Source organism: Kutzneria sp. CA-103260, from assembly GCF_018263855.1.
In the GTDB taxonomy this organism is placed as follows: Bacteria; Actinomycetota; Actinomycetes; order Mycobacteriales; family Pseudonocardiaceae; genus Kutzneria.
Genome location: NZ_CP073318.1, coordinates 206,774 through 229,083, shown reverse-complemented (window position 1 = coordinate 229,083; position 22,310 = coordinate 206,774). Strand labels below are relative to the sequence as shown.

The following is a 22,310-nucleotide window of genomic DNA, read 5'->3' as shown; positions in this document are numbered from 1 at the left end:
ATGGAACTGCGTTCCGTGCTGGTCGACGCCGCCGGCGTCGACCAGGCTTCGATCGCCGAGCGCCTGCGCGAGGGCCGGCTGTTCGTCGAGGACGTGCCGCGCGCCAGCGCCGACGCGGACGAGTCGGTCCGCCGGGTGCTGGCCCGTCCCCTGGACGGCGGCTCGGCCGCGGTCCGGGCAGTGCTGCTGCAGTTCACCGACGGCGTGCAGCGCCTGGCCGTGACGGCCTCGACGACCGGGCCTTGCCTGCGGGCCTTGGCTTCCTGGCTCGTGGGTGTCGGCGAGGAGCCGATCCTGCTCACCCCGGCCGCCGGCGAGTTCGCCGGCGAGCTGGGCTGGGCCCGGGTCGGCGACCCGGCCGGCACCAGCGAGACCGGCGTCGCTTTCCGCACCCAGGACCGGTCGGCCCCGGCCGGCTCGGCGGCGCGGCTGGTGGCCGCGACCGCGGTGGTGCTCAACCGCTACACCGGGGTCGAGGCGCCGCAGGTGGGTTCGGTCCTGGTGCCGGTGGACGACCAGTCCACTGTGGACTCTATCGTCGCCACCGAGACCGTGGACACGGTGCCGGCGGTCGCGGTCGAGCCGACCGACGACGTGCCGGTGCTGGCCGAACACGTGCATTCCCAGGTGGTGCCGGTGGTGCTGCGTCTGGCCGGCGACCACCTCACCGCCAGCTTCCGGACCGACCTCGTCGACCCGGCGGCGGTGGACTGGCTGCTGTGCTCGGTGCGCAACGTGTTGGCCGCGCCGGACACCAGGGTCGGCGAGATCGACCTGCTGGCCGGCCGCGACCTGGCTTCCGTTGGCGAGCCCGAGGAACTGGCCGGCACCGACCGGACGATCCACGGCATGATCGCCGAGCAGGCGGCGGCCCGACCCAACGCGGTCGCGGTGACCTGCGGCGGCGAGTCGCTGACCTACGGCGAACTGGACGCGGCGGCCAACCGGATCGCCGCCGGCCTGGCCAAGCGTGGTGTGGTCGTCGGCTCCCGGGTCGGCGTGGCCAAGCCGCGCGGTGTCGGACTGATCGTGGCCCTGCTGGGCGTGTTGAAGGCCGGCGCGGCCTACATCCCGCTGGACCCGAACTACCCGGCCAAGCGCCTGGACTACATGGCCGAGGACGCCGGGCTGGTCACGGTCGTGCGGGACGAGGACTTCGACGAGGAACCGGCGGCGACGTTGCCGTCGGTGTCCCCTGACGACGCGGCCTACGTCATCTACACCTCCGGCTCCACCGGCAAGCCCAAGGGCGTCGTGGTCGACCACCGGAACGTGGCCGCCCTCCTGTCGTCCACAAAGGACTTCTCCTTCGGCGGCGCGGACGTCTGGACCTTCTTCCACTCGTACGCCTTCGACTTCTCGGTGTGGGAGATCTGGGGCTGCCTGGCCACCGGCGGCCGCCTGGTCGTCGTGACGGCCGAGCAGACCCGGGATCCCAAGCAGTTCCACGACCTGCTGGTGGACGAGCGGGTCACCGTGCTCAACCAGACCCCGTCGGCGTTCGCCCAGCTGCTGTCGGCCGACCAGGAGAGCGACCGGCGGCTGTCGGTGCGGCTGCTGGTGTTCGGCGGCGAGCAACTGGACTCCCGGATGCTGCTGCGCTGGCTGGACCGCAACCCGGAGAGCCGCTGCCAGGCCGTGAACATGTACGGCATCACCGAGACCACCGTGCACTGCACGTGGTTCACGGTGACCCGGGAGGCGGCCCTGGCCGGCAGCAAGTCGGTCGGCGTGGCCATTCCCGGCTGGACGCTGCGCGTGCTGGACCTCAAGGGCCGGCGGGTGCCGCCGGGCGTGGCCGGCGAGATCGTGGTCAGCGGGGCCGGGGTGACCCGCGGGTACCTGGGCAAGCCGGAGCTCACCGACCAGCGTTTCCCGCTCCAGGACAACGGATCTAGGCGTTACCGCAGTGGTGATCGTGGCAGGCTGTTGGTGACGGGGGAGCTGGAGCACCACGGCCGGCTGGACAGCCAGGTCAAGGTGCGCGGCCACCGGATCGAGCTCGGCGAGATCAAGGCCGAGCTGCTGTCCGACCCGACGGTCCTGGCCGCCGCCGTCGTGATCAACAAGCGGGGCCAGGCCGGCGACGTGCACCTGGACGCCTACCTGGTGGGCCCGGACGCGAACCCGGCCGCGGTGCGCGAGCGGCTGGCCGGTCTGCTGCCCGCGTACATGGTTCCGTCCACTTTCACCAAGGTCGAGGAGCTTCCCTTGACCAGCAACGGAAAGCTGGACGTGGACCGGTTGCCCGAGCCGATGTCGGCGACCACGGCGACCACCGCCGCGGACACCGACGACACCGGCGACGTCGGCCGGATCTGGGAGCAGCTGCTGGGCGCCCGGGTCGGGCTGGACGACAACCTGTTCATGATCGGCGGCAATTCCCTGATGGCGGCCCGCATCGCCGCCGAGATCCGGCAGCGCCGGCTCGGCGACGTGTCGGTGGCCACCATCTACCACAACCCGACTATCCGGCTGCTGGCCGGGGTTCTGGCCGAGAGGAAGACGGCGTGAGCGAGCCTGCGAGCGAACCATTCAGCGCAGAGCGTCCGCGAACGCGGACACCGAGCGCCAGCGAGGTGCCGCAGTGAGTGGGCGGCTGGGCGGCACGCTGGCGGTGATCACGGGCGCCGCGCGCGGCATCGGCCGCGCCACGGCGACCGAGTTCGCCGCCGAGGGCGCCGATCTCGTGCTGCTGGACGTCGCCGGCGACATCGACGGCGTGCCCTACCCGCTGGGCACCCAGAGCCAGTTGGACACCACCGCGCGGCTGTGCGGCAAGTTCGGCGGCAGTGTCACGGCGGTGTCGGTGGACATCCGCAACTCCAGCCGTGTCAAGGAAGTTCTGGCGGAAACCTTGGATCAGCATGGCAGGATCGACGTGCTGGTCAACAACGCCGGCCTGGTCTCTCCTTCGGGCAAGCCGGTGCACGAGATCGACGACGACGAGTGGCAGGTCATGCTCGACGTCGACCTGACGGGACAGTTCCGCATGATGCGGGAGGTGCTGCCGTCGATGCTGCGCCGCGGCGCGGGCAGCGTCGTCAACATCGCCTCCACCGCCGGCCTGGTCGGCTACCGACACTTCGCCGGCTACGTGTCGGCCAAGCACGGCCTGATCGGGCTGACCCGGGCCGCGTCGCTGGACTACGCGCCCAAGGGCATCCGGATCAACGCCGTGTGCCCGGGCTCGGTCTACGACGATCCCGAGTTGGAAAGCGTCATGATGGCGGAAATCGCGCGCTGCCTGGACCTTCCGGCCGGGGACAGCGAGCGGGCCTTCGTGGCCAGCCAGCCGACCAACCGGCTGGTCCGGGCGCACGACGTCGCGCGGGCCGTGCTGTGGCTGGCCAGTGACGAGTCCCGGGACGTGACCGGATCGGTGGTCGCCGTCGACGGCGGCTTCACCGTCCGCTGAGACATGGGGAGCGCAAACCTATGAGCACCAACCCCTTCGACGACGAGACCGGGACGTTCCTGGTGGTGGTTGACGAGGAGGGCCGGCACAGCCTGTGGCCCGAGTTCGCGGCCGTGCCGGACGGCTGGCGGCAGGTGCACGGCCCGAGCTCGCGCGAGGCGGCCCTGCACTTCGTCACCGAGAACTGGACCGACATGCGTCCCCTGTCGCTTGTCGACCAGCGCGGCTGATCGCTTTTCCCTTTTTCCTTCCGCAGCAACGAGTTCGAGGAGCACGACATGACCGCCATGACCGACGAGCGCACCGCCAAGATCAAGGAGATCGTCTGCGAGATCCTGGAGATCGAGGAGGACGAGATCACCGACACCAGCCTGTTCATCGAGGACCACGAGGCCGACTCGCTGCGGGCGATCGAGATCCTGGCCTCGTTGGAGAAGGCGTTCGGCATCGTCATCGAGCAGTCCGAGCTGCCGCGCATGGCCAACCTCAACGGTGTGTACGAGGTCACCGCCGAGGCCGCGGGCTGGTAGTCCGACAACCATCGCGAGAAGACGGGCGAATCCCATGAACAGGGTTGTACTGACCGGGTTTGGAGTGGTCTCCAGCATCGGCGTGGGGGCCGAGGAGTTCGCGGCCGGCCTGCGCGCGGGCCGCAGTGGCGCACGGCCGATCTCGCTGTTCGACACCACGGGCTTCGAGCACGCCAATGGCTGCGAGGTCGTGGGATTCGACCCGTCCCCGTGGCTGCGCGTGTTCGAGCCGTCGATGGTCGGCCGCGCCAGCCAGTTCTCCATCGCGGCGGCCCGGATGGCCGTCGCCGACGCCGGGCTGGACGAGGCGGAGCTGGCCCACAAGCGGGGCCTGGTCACCGTCGGCACCACCGACGGCGAGGCGTTCGACCTGGACTGGCTGGTGGAGACCGAGGTCAACGAGGGCCCGGAGAAGATGGACGCGGCGGCCAGCCGGCGAGTGCCGGCGCACCTGCTGTCGATGGCCATCGCCCGGGAGCTGAAGCTGGCCAACGTCAGCGCCTACACCATCGCCACCGCCTGCTCGGCCGGCAACTACTCGATCGGCGACGGCTTCGACGCGGTCCGCTCGGGCGAGGTCGAGTTCGCCCTCTGCGGCGGCGCGGACGCCATGTGCCGCAAGACCTTCGCCGGCTTCTACCGGCTGGGCACCATCGCCCCGGAGTTCTGCCAGCCCTTCGACGCCGACCGCCTGGGCATCCTGACCGGCGAGGGCGCGGGCGTGCTGGTGCTGGAGAGCCTGGAGTCGGCGCAGGCCCGCGGGGCCCGCATCTACGCCGAGATCCTGGGCTACGGCCTCAACTGCGACGCCTACCACCAGGTCGCGCCCAACCAGTCCAGCATCGGGCGCTGCATGAAGCTCGCCCTGGACGACGCCGGTATCAAGCCGCACGAGGTCGACCTGATCTCCGCGCACGGCACCGGCACCAAGGCCAACGACATCACCGAGACCGCGGCCATCCGTGAGGTCTATGGCGACCAGCCGCCCCGCACCATCTCGGTGAAGTCCATGCTGGGCCACACCATGGGCGCGGCGAGCGCGCTGGGCACCATCGCCTGCGCGCTGGCCATCACCCACGGCTTCGTGCCGCCCACCATCAACCACCGCTCCACCGACCCCGAGTGCCCGATCGACTGCGTGCCCAACGAGTCCGTGCCGGCCGACCTGAACGTCGTGCAGAACAACGGGCTGGCCTTCGGCGGCAACAACGCCAGTGTGATCCTCGGCAAGTTCGTTGAGGGAGAGACCCGATGAGCGCGCCCGCCTTCGCCGCCGTGCGGCCCGTGATCACCGCGTGGTCCGCGGTGTCCCCGTTCGGCATCGGCCGGCAGTCCTATGTGGACGGCGTGAACGCCGGCCGGACCGCGGCCGCCGAGCTGGACAAGCAGCAGTGGGCCGGCCCGGACGAGCAGGCCTACCTGGTGCCCAACTTCACCAACAAGGAGGTGCTGGGGCGCAAGGGAACCCGGTCGATGGACCGGGTGACCGGGCTGGCCGTCAGCACCATCGGCCAGGTGCTGCACGACGCCGAGGGCAACCGGGTGGTCGCCACCGGGGCCGACTCGGCACTGGTGCTGGGTACCACCATGGGCAGCGTGCAGTCGGTCATGGACTTCACCCGCGACTCGTTCACCGGCGAGCTGCCCTTCCACGTGGACCCGGCCCGGATGCCGAACTCGGTGATGAACTGCGCCGCCGGCCAGTGCGCCATCTGGCACCAGTTGCAGGGCCCCAACACCACGCTGGCCGGCGGCGGCACCGCCGGGCTGCTGGCCATGGACTACGCTCGCCGGCTGCTCAACCACAACCGGGCCCGCAAGGTTTTGGTTGGTGCGGCCGAGGAGTACTCCCCCGCCCGCGCCTGGCTGCACCGCCACAGCGGCGGCAACACCGTGCTCGGCGAGGGCTGCGCGGTGCTGTTGGTCGAGCCGCTGGCCGACGTCGAGGCCGGCCGTGAGCCGCTGGCCGAGGTGCTGGCCATCCAGTCCCGCTGCTACCTGGAGGGCGACCCGCGCGCGGCGCTGGAGGCGTCCGTGCGCAGCGCCCTGAGCAGCGCCGACGTGCAGCCCGAGGACGTGTGGGCCGCGGTCGGTTCGGCCGCCGGCGCCAAGGGCGAGGACGAGCGGGCCACCCTACGCAGGATCTTCGGTGACTCCACTGTGGACCGGGTGCCGGCCGCCGAGTTCGGCGACACCGGCGCCGCGTCCTCGGCCCTGCAGATCGCCACCGTGCTCAGTGTCGGCGAGCGCAACGCCGAGGCCGCCGGGCAGCTGGCCCTGGTCTCCGCGATCGACCCGCACGGCACCGTGGCCTGCGCCCTGCTCCGGCTGGCGGGCTGAGGGGCATGAGCGAGCTTGCGAGCGAATCATTCAACGCAGACCGTCCGCGAACGCGGACACCGAGCGCTGGCGAGGTGCCGCGCGTGAGCGAGCTTGCGAGCGAATCATTCAACGCAGAGCGTCCGCGAACGCGGACACCGAGCGCTGGCGAGGTGCCGCGCGTGAGCGAGCTTGCGAGCGAATCATTCAACGCAGAGCGTCCGCGAACGCGGACACCGAGCGCTGGCGAGGTGCCGCGCGTGAGCGAGCTTGCGAGCGAATCATTCAACGCAGAGCGTCCGCGAACGCGGACACCGAGCGCTAGCGAGGTGCCGCAGTGAGCGCGGTGAGCCCGGTCGTCGGCAAGGTGAAGCCGGTGTCCGACAACGAGGTGACGTTCACGGTCAGCCCGGACGAGCCGGTGTTCGCCGGCCACTACCCGGGATTTCCCATCTTCCCCGGCATGTGCGTGGTGGAGCTGGTGCACCGCGGCGCGCTGGAGACGGCCCCGGCCGAGGCCGGCGAGCTGACCATGGCGGCCATGGAGTCGGTTCGCTTCGTGGCGCCGGTGTTCCCCGGCGACCGGCTGACCGTGACCGTGAACTGGAAGAAGGACCGCGACCAGTGGCGTTGCGCGGCCCGGGCCACCGTGGCCGGGCGCGACGCGGCGGTGGTCAAGCTCCGCTACCGCAGTGGGGGTGACAAGTGACCGCTGTGACCACCGACGTGCGGGAGATCCTCCCCCACCGCTATCCCATGTTGCTGGTCGACACCGTGCTCGACGTGTCCCCCGGCGAGTGGGTGACGGCGGTGAAGTCGGTCAGCCGCAACGAACCCTGGTACCGCGACGGCGTCGACGGCCCGTACCCGGAGGTGCTGCTGGTCGAGTCCTGGGCCCAGGCCGCCGGTGTCGTGCACGGCGTGCAGAAGCCCAACCCGGACGTGCTGGCCGGCCAGGTGATGCTGTTCGGCTCGCTGGCCGACATCGAGTTCCACCGGCCCGTCCTGCCCGGCGACGTGCTGGAGCACCGGGTCCGGGTGTCCCGGGTGGTCGGCGAGACCGTGATCTTCGAGGGCGAGTGCGTCGTGCGCGGCGAGCTCGTGTTCACCGTGTCCAGGATGGTGGTGGCCTACCGGCCCGCCGAACAGCTGCGCGCAGCGGAAGGCGAGAAGTCATGACCACGGAGTCCAGGGTCGCCCTGGTGAGCGGCGGCTCCCGCGGCATCGGGCGGGCCTGCGTGCTGCGGCTCGCGGCCGACGGCTACGACGTCGGCTTCTGCTACCACTCCAACGCCGACGCGGCGCGGGTGGTGGAGAAGGAGGTGCTGGAGCTCGGCGTCCGGGTCACCTCGCGCAAGGTCGACGTCAGCGACGGCGCGGCCGTGCGGGACTGGGTCGCCGGCGTGGCCGAGGAGCTCGGCCCGGTCGACGTGGCCGTCACCTCGGCCGGCATCACCCGGGACAACCCGCTGGTGCTCATGACCGACGACGAGTGGCACGGTGTGCTGGACACCAATCTCGACGGCGTGTACCACGTCTGCCGGGCCGTCGTGTTCGACATGATGAAGCGCAAGACCGGCAGCCTGGTCAACATCTCCTCGGTGTCCGGTGTCTACGGCAATCCCACGCAGAGCAACTACTCCGCCTCCAAGGCCGGCATCATCGGCTTCACCAAGGCGCTGGCCAAGGAGGTCGGCCGCTACGGCATCCGGGCCAACGTGGTCGCCCCCGGCCTGATCGAGACCGACATGACCGCGCAGCTGGCCGACCCGGCCCGCAAGAAGATGCTCCAGTCGGTGCCGCTCAAGCGGTTGGGCACCGCCGAGGAAGTCGCCGACCTCACGTCGTTCCTGGCCTCGGACCGCGCCGGCTACGTCACCGGCGCGGTGTTCCAGATCGACGGCGGCCTGACGGTGTAAATGCCGCGCGTTCCGCGCGGGGCGAGGTCGCTCCAAAGCCGGTCTCTTCGCCTTGCTCGGAAAAATCGCTGAAGAGACGCGATTTTCCCGAGCCGCGGCTCCAGAGACCGGCGCGACCTCGCGATCTTGGCGGTCCAGACTCTTGCCGTTACCCACCAGGGAGTTCTCATGCCCAAGCCCAAGCGGCTGAAGTGGTACTTCTCGCTGCGCAGCCCCTACTCCTGGTTCGCCTACCGCGACCTGCTGGCCCACAACCCGGACGTGCTGGACGCCGTGGAGTGGTTCCCGGTGTGGGAGCCGGACGAGTGGACCTCGCGCCTGCTGGCCGACGAGGGCATCGACGCGCTGCCCTACACCGACATGTCCAAGGCCAAGGCCCTGTACGTGCTGCAGGACACCCGGCGGCTGGCCCGGTCCCGCGGCCTGGACATGACCTGGCCGGTGGACAAGAACCCGGTGTGGGAGGTCTCCCACCTGGGCTACCTGGTCGCGCTGGACGCCGGCAGGGGCAAGGAGTTCCTGGCCGCGACCTACCGTGCGCGCTGGGAGAACGGCTTCAACATCTCCGACCCGGCGGTCATCGCCGACGTCGCCCGCGAGGCCGGCGTCGACCCGGTCCGGGCCTCGACCGCGCACGAGGACCCGGTGCTGCGCGCCCGCGGCATCGAGGCGCTTCGCCTGGTGTACAAGGACGGCGTGTTCGGCGTGCCGATGTTCATGCACGGCCGGGACAAGTTCTGGGGCACCGACCGGCTGCTGGACTTCGTGGCCGCCTTCCGCGGCACCGGTGTGGTCCAGCCGCCGCCGGTCGAGGCGCCGGTGCTGGTGACCGTCGGCGCCGACGCCGGCCACGCCGGCGGCTGCGGCTGAGCCGCCGGTGTGACCGCCGTCAGGCCGGCGACTGCGGCTGGGCCTGCGCGGACCGGATCTCGGGCCGGTCGATGACGCGCAGCCAGGAACCGTCGGCCTGACGGCGCACTATCTGGACCCGGCCCCCGGTGTTGTCCGAGGGGACGGTGGACGTCAGGGCCAGGTCGCCGTGGTACACGGTCGGCATGGCCCTTTCCACGGTGAACGTGCCGCCGCCGGCCACCAGCTGGGCCATCACCTCGCGGATGGCGGCCCGGCCCACGGTCTCCTGGCCGGGCGGGAAGGCCAGCACGGCGTCCTCCTCGTAGAGGGCGGCCATACCGTCGGCGTCCCGGCTGTTGGCCAGCTCGACGAACAGGCGGGACAGGTCTTCGGGGGTCTTCGCGTTTGCCATGCCCCTAGCCTGCCGCGCCTGTGTCAAGAAGTCCAAGACATAGTTCTGCTAGCTACTAGAATCAGCAGTTATGGAACTTCGCCAGCTGGAGTACTTCGTCGCGGTCGCCGAGGACAGCAACTTCACCCGGGCGGCGGAACGGCTGAACGTCGCCCAGCCCGGGGTGAGCGCGCAGATCAAGCAGCTGGAACGAGAACTCGGCCTGCCGCTGCTGGACCGGTCCGGCCGCACGGTCACGCTCACGGAGGCCGGCCGGGCAGTGCTGCCCTTCGCTCGGGCGGCGCTGGGGGCCGTGGCCGGCAGCAAGCAGGCCGTCGACGAGCTGATCGGGCTGGTGCGCGGCCAGGTGGCCATCGGCACGATCACATCCTGCCCGGCGGTGGCCATCGCCGACATGATCGACGGCTTCCACCGGGCCCATCCGGCCATCGAGATCACGTTGTCCCAGGACAACTCCGACCGGCTGGTCGACGCGATCCGGGCCGGTGGCCTGGATCTGGCGGTGATCGCGCTGAGCTCCTCGACGTCCTACCCGGGCGTGGCGCTGAAGGTGTTCGTGGACGAGCGCATGGTCGCCGTGGTCGGCGACGGGGATCCGTTCGCCGGCCAGGAGTCTTTGCCCGTCAGGGCGTTCCGGGACCGCGCGCTGATCAGCATGCCGCCGGGCACCGGCATTCGGTCCTGTGTGGACGAAGCGTGCGCCCGAGCCGGTTTCACGCCGCGGATCGCCTTCGAGGCCAACGACCCGAACATGGTGCTACAGCTGGCCCGGCGCGGCCTCGGCGTGGCTTTCCTGCCCACGTCGATGACCGCCGGGCCCGGACTGCACGCCATCACCGTCGCCAGCCCGGCCCTGCGGGGCCAACTGGCTCTGGCCTGGCGTGCGGACGGTCCGGTCAGCCCGGCGGCCACCGCGTTGATCGATCACGGCATCGCGGCCCTCAGCAGCTGACCAGCAGTGTCGTCAGCGCCGAGCAGGTCACGGTGCCACTGTCGTTGGCGGCGTTGCCATCCGTGGGCGTGCTGGCGGTTCGCGTGACGGTCACCGGCATCTTGCCGGAGATCGTCAGCAGGCCGACGGTCACCGTGAGGGACTTGCTCGTCGACGCGCCGTTGGCCAGCGCGCCGAGCTGGCAGGTAGCCGTGCGGGCGGCGGCGTTCACCGTGCAGCCGGGGGCCGACGGCAAGACGAATCCGTTGGCGTAGCTGAACTTCACCGTCGACGAGGTCGAGGCGCCGGGACCGTTGTTGGTCACGGTGGCCGTGAACGTCACCTGGTGCACCAGCAGGCCCGCCGGGCTGGCGGCCAGCTTCACCGCGAGGTCCGCGCTGCGGTTGCCGATCGCCACCTCGTAGGGCTGAGTGGCCGGCGCGGTCGGGATCACCGTGCTGACGCTGTTGCTGGCCGTGCTCAGCACGCTGACGCCGGTGCCGAAGTAGTTGCCCACGTACAGGCTCTGCCCGTCCGGCGTGGCCGCGATACCGCCGAGCACGGTGCCCTGGACGGGGATGGTGTGCGTGACCATGCCGTGGTCCAGCACCGACACGGTGCCGTCGGCGTTGGTCACGTACAGCACGCCCTGGGTGTAGGCCAGTTCCTGCGGGCTGCCGGCAATCGGCGTGACGCCGGTCTGCTGGCCGGTGGCCGTGGCGAACCGGGTCACGGTGTTGTCGAAGATGTCCACCGCCGCCAGCTCACTGCTGTCCGGGGAGATGGCCAGCGCGCTCGGCCGCGGCGTGGCGATCGTGGAGACGACGGCGCTGGTGGCCGTGTCGATCTTGTAGATGGTGTTGGCCCCGGTCGCGGCCACGAAGACGTACTTGCCGTCCGGCGTGAGCACCGTGACCCCGGCGGCCACCGAACCCAGCTGGATCGCGGTGGTCACGGTGTTGCTGGCCGTGTCGATCACGTCCAGGGCGTTGGTGCCGTCGTTGCTGACGTAGGCCTTGGCGCCGTCCGGCGAGACGGCCACGAAGTTCGGCGCGCCCGGCACCGGGATCGTGCTGGTCACGGTGTTTGTGGCGGCGTCGAGCACCGAGACCGCCGCGCTGCCGTGGTCGGCGACGTAGACCCGGCTGCCGTCCGGGGTCACGGCCACGCCCCGCGGGCTGACCCCGACCGGCACGGTCGCGGTGATGGCGTTGGTGGCGGTGTCGATCACGAACACCTGGTTCTGCCGGCTGTCGGTGACGTAGGCGTTGTAGCCGCCCCCGCCGGCGGCAGCGGCCGGTGCGGCCAGGCCGAGGCCCGCGAGGACCACGGTGGTCCCCGCCGCGACGAGTCTTCGGATCCCCTTGCCCGCACCGCTCATCAGTCACTCCCGTCCACGTCGACGGCCGGCGGAGCCCCGCCGGCACACCGGGATTAGCGCGGTTGAGCCTGAAAGGGTTACATCGCTTCTCGCCCCTTCGGGTGCATCCCGGGTGTCACATTCCCGGCCCGCCCGGCGATAGACCTGCTATTGCGCACCCCGAGCCAGGAGCTTGCCGATGCCGAATCCGGGAGTCGCCGTGCAGGTCGTGACGGCGATCGAGACCGTGTACGGCCTGCGCTTCCCCATCGGCATGCGGGCCTGGGACGGCAGCCGGGCCGGCACCCCGGAAGGGCCGGTGGCCGTGCTGCGATCGCCGCGGGCCGTGCGCCAACTGCTGCTGCGGCCCGGGCGGTCCGGGCTGGTCAAGGCGTACGTGTCCGGGCACCTGGACATCGACGGCGACTTCGCCGTCGGGCTGCGGCACTGCCGGGAGCTCGTCGCCCAGGTGCACGAGCAGGGCCCGCCCCGGCCAGCGCACTGGCCTCGGCTGCTCGGGCTGCTGGCCCGCACCGCCGTCGGCGGCCGGCCGCTGCCCGCCGCCCCCGACCGGTCCACCGCCGAGTTCCCGTCGTCCATATTGGACGACACCATGGCCACCTCCAGCGCCTACTGGACGTCCGACGGCCCCGAGTACCACCTGTCCGACGCCCAGCACGACAAACTGGACCTGGTGTGCCGGAAACTGGGGCTGGGCCCGGGAATGCGGCTGCTCGACGTCGGCTGCGGCCGGGGTTCCCTGGTCCTGCACGCCGCCGCCGACTACCGCGTCGACGCCACCGGGATCACCGTCTCCGACAGCCAGTGCTCGTTCGTGCAGGCCCGCGCCCGCGAACGTGGACTGGCCGATTCCGTTTCTGTTTATCGGATCGATCCCCGTGACATGGACGGCCCCTTCGACGCCGTGGCGTCCATCGAAACCGGCGAACACGTCAGCGACCACGACTATCCCGCCTACTGTTCGACTTTGCGACGGCTGCTGCGTCCCGGCGGTCGGTTGTTGATGCAGCAAACCTCCGGCGGCGGCATGTTCACCGGCTCGTACCTCACGCCCGCCCTGGCCACCCGCCCCGTCGAACGCACCCTCAGCCAGCTCCGCGACGCCGGCCTGGAAATCCAGGACGTGATGTCCATGCGGGAACACTACGTCCGCACCATCGACGCGTGGCGGCATGCCCTGGACCTCAACTGGGACGACGTGGTGACACGTGTCGGGGCTCCGCGGGCGCGGATTTGGCGGTTGCAGTTGGCGGACAATGCGCTGGCCTTTGCGGACAACACGATGAATGTGCACCAGATTCTGGCTGTGCGGCGGTAGGTGTTGGGGTGGGGGTGAGTCGGGTGTCCGCACCGCGCAGTTGCCAATCGGCGGGTGGTGGGTTGCGGGCCTGCGTGGACGGTTGGCAAGTTCGCTTGGGTCGGGTGGGTGGTGGGGTTGGGTGGGTTGCCGGCGGTTTGGGTGTGGGGTTGCGTCTAGGGAGGGCTGTGGACTGGGGTGGGGGTGGGCTTGGTTGTTCGCCTTGCTGTGGGGTGGGTTGCCTGTTGTGGGGTGTAGTTCGGGCGTCCGCACCGCGCAGTCACCGTTGGCCGGGAATGGTTACCAGCTCGCCACCACCAGCCCGCCGCAGCCAGGCCGGAAAGCGCTTGCCTGATTTTGTCACCCACACAGGTAATCCTTGCCCCACAACAGAAATCGTCACCTTTGGGGCGGTAGAATCGGGGGTATGGAAGCGACCCTGACCGGCGACACCCAGTGGTGGCGCATGGACGAGGGATCGCTGTGGGCCGCCGGCCAGCAGAGCCAGGACCGACTGCGCGCCGAGTACGTGCGGCAGGTCGAGCTGGTCGGTGAGCTGTGGGACCGCACCGCACAAGGCAAAGATGACCAGCGGGCACTGGTGACGAACCTGGCGACGCGATGGAAGATCACCAGAGCAGAAGCGCGGGATCTGCTGCGACACGCGCAGTTGTTCCGACGCGAGGCTGTTCGCGAGGCGGCTCGGGCGGGGGTGCTCAGCAAGCAGCACCTCATTGTGCTGGACAAGACCCTGGCCGAAGCGCCCGAGCCTGACCGCGACAAGGTCGAGGCGGAACTGCTGGACAAGGCGCGCGTGTTCGACGGGGCGGCGCTGCGGATGCTCGGACAGCGCATCCTGCAACTGCTCGACCAGGACGGCAAAGAACCCGACGACCCGGACCTGGCCGAACCCGACCGCGAGTTCCACTACACCAACCGGCGCGACGGCTCGATGGTGTTCCGGGGCAAGCTCGACCCGGAAAGCGTCGCGACGCTGGAGGCGATGCTCAGCCCACTGGCCAAGCCCACCTCCGCCGACGACACCCGCACCACCGCCCAGCGTCAGGGCGATGCGCTCGCCGAGATCATCGACCTGGCCGCCGGTAGCGACAGCCTGCCTGATGAGGGCGGCGAGAAGCCGCACCTGGCCCTGACCATGCCGCTGGCGGACTTCCTGGCCCAGCGGGGCACGGCCGAGATGGACGGGTCCGGGCCGATCAACGCCGCCTCCGCCCGCCGGATCGGCTGCGACAGCACCGTTCTCCGCGTGGTCCTGGGTGCCCAGTCCCAGCCACTCGACATCGGCCGTGCCACCCGCACGATCCCGACACAGATCCGCCGGGCGTTGATCATCCGAGACCGGGGATGCGCCTTTCCGGGGTGTCATCGAAGACCACGGCAATGTCACGCACACCATGTGATCCACTGGGCAGACGGCGGACCCACCAGCATCGACAACCTCGTGCTGCTGTGCGGGCAGCATCATCGACTGATCCACCACAGCCACTGGTCAGTCAAGATCAACGACGGGGCACCGGAATTCGGGTGGGCGGCAGCCAGCTAAACCCAGTGCACCGGCAGCTCCACCGGGCGGGGCTCGGCCGCCCCGGGCAGGATCCGCAGCGCCCCGGGCTCCACCGCCAACCGCACACCCGGGAACCGCGCGGCAATCCGTTCCAGGGCAACGGAAAGGCCCATCACGGCCAGCTGGGATCCGGCACAGAAACGCTCCCCCACGCCGAAGGCGACATGGCGGTTGTCCTTGCGGGCCGGGCAGAAGGCGTCGGGGTCGGAGAAACGGGACGGGTCACGGTTGGCGGGGCCGGTGGCGGCGAGGACGATCTCTCCCCGGCCCACCAGGACATCGCCGACGGGGACGTCGACCAGGGCACAGCGGGAGCGCATGGTGCCGCCCAAGGGGGCGAAGCGGAGCAGCTCGTCGACGAGGCGTCGAGTGTCCACACGCGACGAAGGCCACGAGCCGAAGCCGTTGTGGGTCAAAAGGGTCAGCGCGGCGTTGGCGATGCCGGCGACCAAGGTCTCGTAGCCGGTGGCGAGCACGGTGGCGGCGAGCGGGGCGGGCGAGGCGGCGGTGGCGGCCAAGGCGGACAGCAGGTCCGAGCGCTCCGAATGGGAGGCCAGCATGCCGTCAAAGTAGTCAAGCAGCTCGAACTGGGCCTGCTCCACCACGTCGGCGGGAAACTGGTTGAGCGACAACACGATGGACGACAGCTCGGCGCAACGTGACCAATCCGCGACGGGCAGGCCGAGCCAGGTGCCGACGGCCCAGATGGCCAGCGGAGCGGCGTAGGACGCGACCAGATCACCGGCATCGCCGGCGGCCGACAACAGGGAATCGGCCTGGTCGGCTAGGTCGTCGAGCAGCGACCGGCTGGGACACAGCCGCATGGCGGCCAGCAGCTCGGTGCGCAAAGCCTTGTGCTCCAGGCCATCCGTGGTGAACAGCAGCCCGGGAAGCAGCCGGCCCGAACGGGTGCTGCCCTGGCAGTCGGTGAGCGGCGCCTTGCCGAACCGGGGATCGGACAGCACCTGCCACACGTCCGCGTAGGTCGTCGCCAACCAGGCCGGATGGCCCGTCGGCGTGAGAATCCGCCTCACGCCACCGACCACCCGTGCCGCGACAGCCAACGGCATCCGGTCTCCACGGCCCGCCGCGCGTCCACTTCCACCAACACGACCGGCACTCCGTTCGGTCCCAAGGAAAGCGGCTCGGTCAGGATCCGTCCGCCGAAGGCGATCGCCGCCGGCACGGTCTTGGCAAGGCAGGTCACCACCATCCGGGTGCTGCCACTGTGCCGCAGCCACCAACGGCACGCCGCGTGCACCACGGCGTGGAGAACGCCACACGAACGCAGCTCGGGCACCACGAGCGCCCGCCCCACCACGGCGAACCGGCCGGGCTCCAACACCGACCGCACGTCCGCGAAGTCGTCGTGCAGGTCCCCACCGTGCTCGGTGTTCGCGGTCAGCCGCAGGCAGCCGACCGGTTGATCGTCCACAGTGCACAGCAGCTGCACCGCGTTCTCGTCGTACCCGTCCCACAGCGGGACACCCAGACCCGTGAGCGTGTCACGGTAGTGCTGGTCCCTCATCCGGACCACCTGTTGCCTACGGGGCAGGCTGTTGGCGATTCGCACGTCCAGCGCTCGCTCCGGACCGCCGTAGCGGCCGATCACCGGATCGAGCCGGTCGAACGCACGCGTCGCGGCCGCGAACAGGTCGTGGTCGCGAGGCGCGATCACTTCACATAGTCCGGCAGGACACGCGGCGGCCAGGTGGCGACGCTCAGGATGCCCAGCGCGTAGGCCTTGGCCACCAGCGCGGGACGGTTGGGGGCCTTGAGCTTCCGCAGCATGGCGCTCACGTGGTACTCCACGCCCTGCCGGCTCAGGTACAGCTGCGAGGCCATCTGCACGGTGGACACGCCGGCGGCCACGCCCTCCAGAATGCGGGCGTCCACATCGGTCAGCACCTTGCTGTGGTCGACCACGACCCGCCCGGACTTGGCCGGATTGCTGGGGATGATCAGCACCAGCGTGGTGGCCGCGACCCGGGTGTTGGCCCGCACCGAGACGGCGGTCAGGTTGCCGGCCACGACGGTGCCGTCGGGGCGCATGGCCACCACATGCTCGGTGAAGCGGCCCCGCTTGCCCTCGGCCAGCTTGGCGAACTGGCGGCGCAGACCGGCCCGCACGCCGGGGTGCAGCAGGTCGGTGAACTCGCGGCCGGTCACCTCGGGGGCGGACCGGTCGAGCAGGTGGAACAGGTCGGCGTTGGCCTCCAACACCCGATACGTCGGATCGAGCGAGGCGATGCACACTCCCGACCGTTCGAATAACGATCTGAAAAGGTCGTCGGACTGGTCGGCGACCATTCGACGGTCGGCGAGTTCGGTGACCACGCTCAGTGGCCGACTGTAGGACTCGGACACGATGACCCCCGGTGCGTTGGCGTTGGCGACGGGACGGGCAAACCGTTTTTCGAGTGCGTGACAATCGTATGAAAGCCTTTCACGACCCGTCTACGGCGCAGGGACTGGCGGGCACTAACACTGTGGTCGTCGATCTCTGTTGGTTCGGTGGTGCGGTCGAGGTTCGGTGGGTGCGGTTCGGTCTCCCTCCCCCGGTCTGACAACGTTGTCAACTGCCTTGCGGGCGCATCGCGTCGACCAGCCCGGACCGCCCCGGCACGGCCAGCTTGCGGTAGGAGTTGGTCAGGTGCTTCTCCACCGCCCGCAGGGAAACGCCCAGCTCATCGGCTATTTCCCCGTTCGTCCGGCCGGCCGCGGCGAGCATCGCGACCTTGCGTTCGGTCTTGGTCAGGTCGGTCCGGCCGCCGTTGGTACGGGTCGGCGCGGCCGTTGGTACGGTCAGCCACGGCCCGGCCCCGACCGAACCAGCGAGCTTGAGGTGCTTGTCCCCCTCGACCCCGCCCAGCCGGCTCCCCAGGGCCGCCTCGGCGCGGGCCAGCTCCAGCCGGTGGGCGCTGTCGGCCAGCACAGCCACGGCCTCGCGCAGCCGCTGCACGCCCTCGGGCCCCTCGGTGATGACGCCCCACACCCGCAGCGCCCGCCCGACGGCAGCGGCCGAACCCCAGTCCTTGGCCAGGTCGTGCTCGGTCCGCAGCAGCTCGACGGCCTCGGCGTGGTCCCCGAGCTGGTGTTGGAGGCCGGCGGCCCAACTGCGCCAGGGCACGACCGTCGGGTTGCGCCAGCCGATCCGCTCGGTGCGCCGGCCCAGCTCGTACAGGTGGTTCAGGGCCGACGAGACCTGGCCGTCGCGGGCCGCGAGCCAGGCCCGGACGGCGTGCAGCGGCCACTGGCTGGGCAGCGCCTCGCCATGTTCTGCGCACTTGGCCAGCAGCTGTTCGGCCAGGTCGACGGCCTCGGTCTCGATGGCCACCATGGCCAGCGCCTTGGTCGGCATGGCCACCGTGCGTAGCCAGTCGACGTCGGCCAGCGCAAGCCCCTCGGCAGCCGCGGCCCGGGCCTCGGCCAGCAGGCCGGCCCGCATGAGGATGGTCGACTGGTGGGTGGTGATGATCGCCTGCTGCACGGTCGCGTTCTGCCGCCGTGCCTGGCTCAGCGCCAGCTCCAGCCACGGCCCGGCGACGTCGTCGCAGTCGCCGGCGAGCAGCGTAGTGACGATCAGCGGCACGGCGGCGTGCGAGTGGCTGGCCACCGCCGGCTCGTGCTCGACGATGCGCCGCGCCAGCGGCACCGCCTCGGCCGCCGGCAGGCCGCCGCTCAGCGTGCCGGCGTGGACGAGCACGGCGGCCAGCTCGCGCTCGCCCCGGGACTCCAGCGGCGGGTGTTCGCCCAGCTCACGCAGCCTGTCCACGGCCATCGCCAGCCGAGCCGGGTCGTTGGTCTGGGTGCAGCGCAGCCGCGCCTCCAGCGACAGCGCCAGCTCCCGGTCGGTGCCGGTGAGCTTGTCCGGGTCGCCCAGCTCGGCCGCGACCCGGTCGATCACCTCCAGCACCGAGGAGGAGGCGACGCCCAGCATCGGCGGCGCGATACGCGACACCGCCAGCGCCCGTTCCCGGGTCGAACCGAGCAACGGAACGGCCTGTGAAATGTGTCGGACGGCCGCGGCCGGATCGAACCAGCATTCCGCGGTGGCCAGATCCACGAGCAACATTGCGCGATCGGGACCGTCAGATGAACAATCGAGCAATGCCCGCCGTAAATAACGGGTAGCCACTTCTGGAGCACCTCGTGACAACGCGGTGTCGGCTGCCGCTCTCAGCACCGAAGTGGTCCAATTGTCCTGGTCAGCGCTAATCACGAGCAGGTGCGCGGCGACCTGCTCGGCCGGATAGCCGCCGGCGTGCAGCAGCGCCGCGGCCCGCCGGTGCAGGCGCTCCGCGTCGTCGGCCCGCATCAGCTGCTCGACGGCGTCCTGCACGGCCAGGTGCAGGAACTTCGGCACCGGCGTGGTCTGGGCCAGCAGCCCCATCCGGTCCAGCACCCGGGCCGCCTCCACGCAGCCGATCGGGTCCAGTTCGGACAGCTGGCCGAGCAGCTCGGCGTCGGCCTGTTCGCTCAGCACGGCCATGGCCTTGGCGAAGGACTGGATGCCCGGCGGCTGGCTGGCCATGCACGAGGTCAGCCGGTCGCGCAGCTGGGACGGCAGCAGCGAGCGGGCCACCTCGGCGTCGGCGGCGATCGGCCGGTAGCCGGAGACCGCCATGCCCAGCAGCACCGACATCAGGAACATCGGGTTGCCGTCGGAGACTTCCTGGCACGCCTGGACGAACTCCTCCTCACCGGGCTCGCCGAACTCCTCGGCCACCATCAGCCGCGTGCTGGCCAGCGACAGCGGGCCGGGCCGCAGCGTGGTGCGGGCGCCGTTGGCCACGGCCCGCACCAGCGGCCGCTCCGACAGCGGGTCGCCCTCCCGCACCGTGACGACCACGGTGGCGCGCACGCCGCCGAGGCGCTTGGCCAGATAACCCAGCCACCGCAAGGAAGGCTGGTCGCCCCACTGCAAGTCGTCCACGACCAGCAGCACCGGCCGCTGCTCGCTCATGGCGGTGAGCAGCATGAGCAGGCCGTGCAGCACGGTGTGCCGGACGCCGCCGTCCGGCCGGCCGTCGTCCCAACGCAGGTGCTCCCACTCCGGCGTCTCGTCCGGGCCGGCGAGATCGTCGAACACCAGCCGGGCCGGTTCGGCCGGCCCGGCCAGCCACTCGTCGCGCTGTCTCTCGTCGACGCCGGCCAGCACCGGCTCCATCAGCTGCCGCACCAGGCCGAAGGCGAAGTCCTGTTCCAGCAACGCCCCGTTGGCCCGCAACACCCGCGCGCCCTGCAAGCCCGCGAGGCTGGGCAGGCCGCCCAGCAGCGCGGTCTTGCCGACGCCCAGCGGGCCGGTGATCACCAGCAGCGAGCCGAGGCCGTCGGCGGCCCCCTGCAACGCCTCGGCCACCAGGCCGAACTCGGTCTCCCGCTCGCACAGCACGGCGGTCAGTCCTTCCTCAGCTGTTCGACTCGGGCCACCACGCTCGGGACCCCCCACGCCTCGGCCAGCCGCAGCTCGGCCGCCAACAAGTTCTCCGCCGGCCCGGTCCGGCCGAGCGCGCGCAGCGCGATCACCGCCGGGGCCCGCCACGACAGCAGGGCCGGGTTGTCGGCCTGCCGGGCCTGCAACTGCCGCCCGCACTCCAGCATCATCGCGGCGGCCTCCTCGTGGTCGCCCACGGCCAGCCGCAGCTGTCCGTGGGCGTACAGGAGATGCGGCCACATCATGCCGTCGGGCAACCCGGTCGGCGCCGGGTGATCACGGGCGATCCGTTGCGCCGTGTCAAGTTCACCGCGGCCCAGGCACATCAGCACCTGGGCGGCGACCAGGCTCGGCGACACGCGCCGGTGCCAGCGCTCCAGCGGCAGCAGCTCCAGCGCGGTGGCCAGAGCCCGCTCGGCGGCCTCCCGGTCGAAGCGCCGCGAGGCGAGATCCGCGCCGCAGGTCCAGATGAACGCCGCGAGCACCCGGTCGGCCGGCAGCCGCAGGTCCCCGAGCACCGTCCGCAGCCCGGCCTCGGCCTCCTCCAGCTCGTCGGCCACGGCCAGCGCCCAGGCCGCCATGGTCTGCGGCCCGACTGGGCCGTACGCGCCGAGTGCCTTGCGGGCCAACCACTTGCAGCGTTCGATGTCACGGCCGGCGCACGCCAGGCGCCAGGCCACGACCCCGGCCTGCGCCGGATTGTCGGGCCACTCGTCCAGCCGGGCCGGACCGTCCAGGCTGATCGGCATCGCGACGTCGTCCTCGGCCAGCCAGTGCAGGGCCACGAGCTGGTCGGTGGACTCCTGATCGGCCTTGTGCCCACGGTAGGCGTCCGCGGTCGACCGCCGCACCAGCATGCCGGCCCCGCGGGCATAGAGCAGATCGGCGGCGCGCACCCGCAACGGCCCGATCTCCGGCCCACCGTCGGCGACGACCACCTGGCTCAGGTGCCGGTCAGCCGCCTCCGGGCTCTCCAGCAGCTCGATCTCGCCCAGCTCCAGCAGAACCTTGGCGTGGGCCAAGGAATCCCCGGTCTCCCGGGTGGCGCGGGCCAGCAGCTTCACGGCGGACGCGGCGTCACCGGCCAGGCTGTGCCAGGCGGCGGCGCGGCGCAGCACGTCCACCGCCCACGGCTCGCCGATCGTCCTGGTGCCCAACAGGATCGCCGCCACGCCGGTGTCCGGCGCGGCACTGAGGTGGCCGAGGCGGGCCGCGTGGGCGTGCATGGATTCCCGCTGCGCCACCGGCATTCCGGCCAGCAGCCGGTCCGCCGACACCCACTCCGCCAGCTGTGGCCGGTCTTCGCCGACGATCAGGCCGGCGGTGTGCAGCAGCGCGCGGGCCCTCGGCGCGGACCACGCGTGCAGCCCGGTCACGGTGCAGATCAGGTCGAAGTCCAGGATGCCGCCGGAGATGGCGATGGCCCGCAGCAGCAGCAAAAGTTCGCTCGGCAGACCGTCAATGGTGCCGGAGACCAGATCGCTGGTCGCTTCGGCGACGGCGTCGAGCAGCTCCGGCACGGACTCGTCGGTCGGCGGGACCCGTTGCGCGCCAAGGCGTCCGAGCACCGCTCGGAGCACGGCCGGGTTGCCGCGGGTGGCCGTGACGACCTCCTGCTCGAACAGTTCGCCGACGCCGCCGGGGAATTCCCGCGCCAGCGCCGCGCGCACGGCTTCCGGCTCCAGCGGGACAAGACGCACTCGATGCGTGACCGGGATGGCGAAGGTGAATCCGCTGCGCACGGTCAGCAGCAGCACCAGCCGGGTGCCGGTCATCCGCCGGGCCACGCCTTGCAGCCACCGCACCGAATCCGCGTCCGTCCACTGCGCGTCGTCCACGATCGCGAGCAGCGGCTGCTGCCGGGTGGTGGCGAGGAACACCCGGATCAGCCGGTCGAGCTCGGCCGGGCCGGCGCCGGGATCCAGGTCGTTCCACTGTGGACTGTCCGGCGGCAGCAGCGGCGCCATCAGCTGCGCGGCCACGCCCAACGGCGTGTCCGTCTCGCTCGCCGCGCCGGTGGCCTGCACGACCCGGATCCCGGCCTCGGCCGCGATGGCGTCGGCACAGCCGGCCAGCGCGGTGCGGCCCAGGCCCGGCGGGCCCTCCACGACCACCACCGACGGCCGGCCGTCGGCCGCGTCGGCCAGCGCCGCCCGCAGGCGATCCACCTCGACCTTCCGGTCGGCGAAGGTGTCCGCGAAGGCAGGGACGCGGGACGACATGGCCGCC

20 protein-coding genes are annotated in these 22,310 nt (G+C 71.1%); 13 read left to right on the top strand and 7 right to left on the bottom strand.

Annotation, left to right across the window (positions count from 1 at the left end):
- The 10 genes from JJ691_RS01030 (at nucleotide 1) to JJ691_RS00985 (ending at nucleotide 9,056) form a co-directional block, all read left to right on the top strand.
- Nucleotides 1–2,514: a non-ribosomal peptide synthetase gene (locus JJ691_RS01030; protein ID WP_211766899.1), complete on the top strand. Its 2,514-nt coding sequence runs from the start codon at nucleotides 1–3 to the stop codon at nucleotides 2,512–2,514.
- A 73-nt stretch (nucleotides 2,515–2,587) separates the two neighbouring features.
- A complete protein-coding gene (locus JJ691_RS01025) occupies nucleotides 2,588–3,418 on the top strand; it encodes an SDR family oxidoreductase (protein WP_211766898.1) in 831 nt (276 codons plus the stop codon).
- A 20-nt stretch (nucleotides 3,419–3,438) separates the two neighbouring features.
- Nucleotides 3,439–3,648, top strand: a complete 210-nt coding sequence (locus tag JJ691_RS01020) for an MbtH family protein (RefSeq protein ID WP_211766897.1) — start codon at nucleotides 3,439–3,441, stop codon at nucleotides 3,646–3,648.
- 48 nt (nucleotides 3,649–3,696) lie between these two features.
- The gene (locus JJ691_RS01015) at nucleotides 3,697–3,948 is read left to right on the top strand and encodes an acyl carrier protein (protein WP_211766896.1); all 252 of its coding nucleotides are present in this window, start codon (nucleotides 3,697–3,699) and stop codon (nucleotides 3,946–3,948) included.
- Between the two features lie 34 nt (nucleotides 3,949–3,982).
- The gene (locus JJ691_RS01010; RefSeq protein ID WP_211766895.1) at nucleotides 3,983–5,203 is read left to right on the top strand and encodes a beta-ketoacyl-[acyl-carrier-protein] synthase family protein; all 1,221 of its coding nucleotides are present in this window, start codon (nucleotides 3,983–3,985) and stop codon (nucleotides 5,201–5,203) included.
- Nucleotides 5,200–6,288: a beta-ketoacyl synthase N-terminal-like domain-containing protein gene (locus tag JJ691_RS01005; protein WP_211766894.1), complete on the top strand. Its 1,089-nt coding sequence runs from the start codon at nucleotides 5,200–5,202 to the stop codon at nucleotides 6,286–6,288. Before JJ691_RS01010 ends, JJ691_RS01005 begins: the two co-directional genes overlap by 4 nt.
- A 316-nt stretch (nucleotides 6,289–6,604) precedes the next feature.
- On the top strand, nucleotides 6,605–6,976 hold the full coding sequence (locus JJ691_RS01000; RefSeq protein ID WP_211766893.1) for a 3-hydroxyacyl-ACP dehydratase FabZ family protein: 372 nt from the start codon (nucleotides 6,605–6,607) through the stop codon (nucleotides 6,974–6,976).
- Complete coding sequence (locus tag JJ691_RS00995; protein ID WP_211766892.1) at nucleotides 6,973–7,446, top strand: 3-hydroxyacyl-ACP dehydratase FabZ family protein; 474 nt, start codon at nucleotides 6,973–6,975, stop codon at nucleotides 7,444–7,446. The genes JJ691_RS01000 and JJ691_RS00995 overlap by 4 nt, the downstream gene beginning before the upstream one ends.
- Entirely contained in the window at nucleotides 7,443–8,186 is a 744-nt protein-coding gene (fabG, locus tag JJ691_RS00990; RefSeq protein WP_211766891.1) for a 3-oxoacyl-[acyl-carrier-protein] reductase, read from the top strand. Before JJ691_RS00995 ends, fabG begins: the two co-directional genes overlap by 4 nt.
- Before the next feature lie 168 nt (nucleotides 8,187–8,354).
- Nucleotides 8,355–9,056, top strand: a complete 702-nt coding sequence (locus tag JJ691_RS00985; RefSeq protein ID WP_211766890.1) for a 2-hydroxychromene-2-carboxylate isomerase — start codon at nucleotides 8,355–8,357, stop codon at nucleotides 9,054–9,056.
- Between the two features lie 19 nt (nucleotides 9,057–9,075).
- On the opposite strand, the gene JJ691_RS00980 is transcribed toward JJ691_RS00985, so the two are convergent.
- Entirely contained in the window at nucleotides 9,076–9,450 is a 375-nt protein-coding gene (locus JJ691_RS00980; protein WP_211766889.1) for a YybH family protein, read from the bottom strand.
- A 70-nt stretch (nucleotides 9,451–9,520) separates the two neighbouring features.
- On the opposite strand from JJ691_RS00980, the gene JJ691_RS00975 reads away from it, so the two are divergent.
- Nucleotides 9,521–10,402: a LysR family transcriptional regulator gene (locus JJ691_RS00975; RefSeq protein ID WP_211766888.1), complete on the top strand. Its 882-nt coding sequence runs from the start codon at nucleotides 9,521–9,523 to the stop codon at nucleotides 10,400–10,402.
- Here the strand turns inward: JJ691_RS00975 and JJ691_RS00970 are convergent.
- Nucleotides 10,392–11,762, bottom strand: coding sequence for a YVTN family beta-propeller repeat protein (locus tag JJ691_RS00970; RefSeq protein WP_211766887.1), 1,371 nt, complete (start codon nucleotides 11,760–11,762; stop codon nucleotides 10,392–10,394). The genes JJ691_RS00975 and JJ691_RS00970 overlap by 11 nt on opposite strands.
- A gap of 178 nt (nucleotides 11,763–11,940) precedes the next feature.
- Between JJ691_RS00970 and JJ691_RS00965 the strand changes: the two genes are divergently transcribed.
- Complete coding sequence (locus JJ691_RS00965; protein WP_211766886.1) at nucleotides 11,941–13,080, top strand: SAM-dependent methyltransferase; 1,140 nt, start codon at nucleotides 11,941–11,943, stop codon at nucleotides 13,078–13,080.
- Between the two features lie 406 nt (nucleotides 13,081–13,486).
- Nucleotides 13,487–14,623, top strand: a complete 1,137-nt coding sequence (locus JJ691_RS00960) for an HNH endonuclease signature motif containing protein (RefSeq protein WP_211766885.1) — start codon at nucleotides 13,487–13,489, stop codon at nucleotides 14,621–14,623.
- Here the strand turns inward: JJ691_RS00960 and JJ691_RS52870 are convergent.
- From JJ691_RS52870 to JJ691_RS00935, 5 genes are all read right to left on the bottom strand, one after another.
- Nucleotides 14,620–15,714 carry a cytochrome P450 gene (locus JJ691_RS52870; RefSeq protein ID WP_211766884.1) on the bottom strand — a complete coding sequence of 365 codons (1,095 nt, stop codon included), beginning with the start codon at nucleotides 15,712–15,714 and terminating at the stop codon, nucleotides 14,620–14,622. The genes JJ691_RS00960 and JJ691_RS52870 overlap by 4 nt on opposite strands.
- Nucleotides 15,675–16,322, bottom strand: a complete 648-nt coding sequence (locus tag JJ691_RS00950) for a GNAT family N-acyltransferase (protein ID WP_211766883.1) — start codon at nucleotides 16,320–16,322, stop codon at nucleotides 15,675–15,677. Before JJ691_RS00950 ends, JJ691_RS52870 begins: the two co-directional genes overlap by 40 nt.
- Complete coding sequence (locus JJ691_RS00945; protein WP_211771210.1) at nucleotides 16,319–16,954, bottom strand: LuxR C-terminal-related transcriptional regulator; 636 nt, start codon at nucleotides 16,952–16,954, stop codon at nucleotides 16,319–16,321. The genes JJ691_RS00950 and JJ691_RS00945 overlap by 4 nt, the downstream gene beginning before the upstream one ends.
- Nucleotides 16,955–17,219: 265 nt before the next feature.
- The gene (locus tag JJ691_RS00940; protein ID WP_211766882.1) at nucleotides 17,220–20,039 is read right to left on the bottom strand and encodes an ATP-binding protein; all 2,820 of its coding nucleotides are present in this window, start codon (nucleotides 20,037–20,039) and stop codon (nucleotides 17,220–17,222) included.
- A 5-nt stretch (nucleotides 20,040–20,044) separates the two neighbouring features.
- Nucleotides 20,045–22,303 (bottom strand): AAA family ATPase, encoded by a 2,259-nt coding sequence (locus tag JJ691_RS00935; RefSeq protein ID WP_211766881.1) that lies wholly within the window; start codon nucleotides 22,301–22,303, stop codon nucleotides 20,045–20,047.
- Nucleotides 22,304–22,310 lie beyond the last annotated feature (7 nt).

Bases quoted from the DNA above. Each gene is read 5' to 3' on its own strand.
- JJ691_RS00970 (WP_211766887.1), bottom strand. From the start codon at position 11,762: ATGAGCGGTGCGGGCAAGGGGATCCGAAGACTCGTCGCGGCGGGGACC.
- JJ691_RS00945 (WP_211771210.1), bottom strand. From the start codon at position 16,954: ATGGTCGCCGACCAGTCCGACGACCTTTTCAGATCGTTATTCGAACGG.
- JJ691_RS01010 (WP_211766895.1), top strand. From the start codon at position 3,983: ATGAACAGGGTTGTACTGACCGGGTTTGGAGTGGTCTCCAGCATCGGC.
- JJ691_RS01030 (WP_211766899.1), top strand. From the start codon at position 1: ATGGAACTGCGTTCCGTGCTGGTCGACGCCGCCGGCGTCGACCAGGCT.
- JJ691_RS01015 (WP_211766896.1), top strand. From the start codon at position 3,697: ATGACCGCCATGACCGACGAGCGCACCGCCAAGATCAAGGAGATCGTC.
- JJ691_RS00960 (WP_211766885.1), top strand. From the start codon at position 13,487: ATGGAAGCGACCCTGACCGGCGACACCCAGTGGTGGCGCATGGACGAG.
- JJ691_RS52870 (WP_211766884.1), bottom strand. From the start codon at position 15,714: ATGCCGTTGGCTGTCGCGGCACGGGTGGTCGGTGGCGTGAGGCGGATT.
- fabG (WP_211766891.1), top strand. From the start codon at position 7,443: ATGACCACGGAGTCCAGGGTCGCCCTGGTGAGCGGCGGCTCCCGCGGC.
- JJ691_RS00975 (WP_211766888.1), top strand. From the start codon at position 9,521: ATGGAACTTCGCCAGCTGGAGTACTTCGTCGCGGTCGCCGAGGACAGC.
- JJ691_RS00935 (WP_211766881.1), bottom strand. From the start codon at position 22,303: ATGTCGTCCCGCGTCCCTGCCTTCGCGGACACCTTCGCCGACCGGAAG.
- JJ691_RS00965 (WP_211766886.1), top strand. From the start codon at position 11,941: ATGCCGAATCCGGGAGTCGCCGTGCAGGTCGTGACGGCGATCGAGACC.
- JJ691_RS01020 (WP_211766897.1), top strand. From the start codon at position 3,439: ATGAGCACCAACCCCTTCGACGACGAGACCGGGACGTTCCTGGTGGTG.
- JJ691_RS00985 (WP_211766890.1), top strand. From the start codon at position 8,355: ATGCCCAAGCCCAAGCGGCTGAAGTGGTACTTCTCGCTGCGCAGCCCC.
- JJ691_RS01005 (WP_211766894.1), top strand. From the start codon at position 5,200: ATGAGCGCGCCCGCCTTCGCCGCCGTGCGGCCCGTGATCACCGCGTGG.
- JJ691_RS00980 (WP_211766889.1), bottom strand. From the start codon at position 9,450: ATGGCAAACGCGAAGACCCCCGAAGACCTGTCCCGCCTGTTCGTCGAG.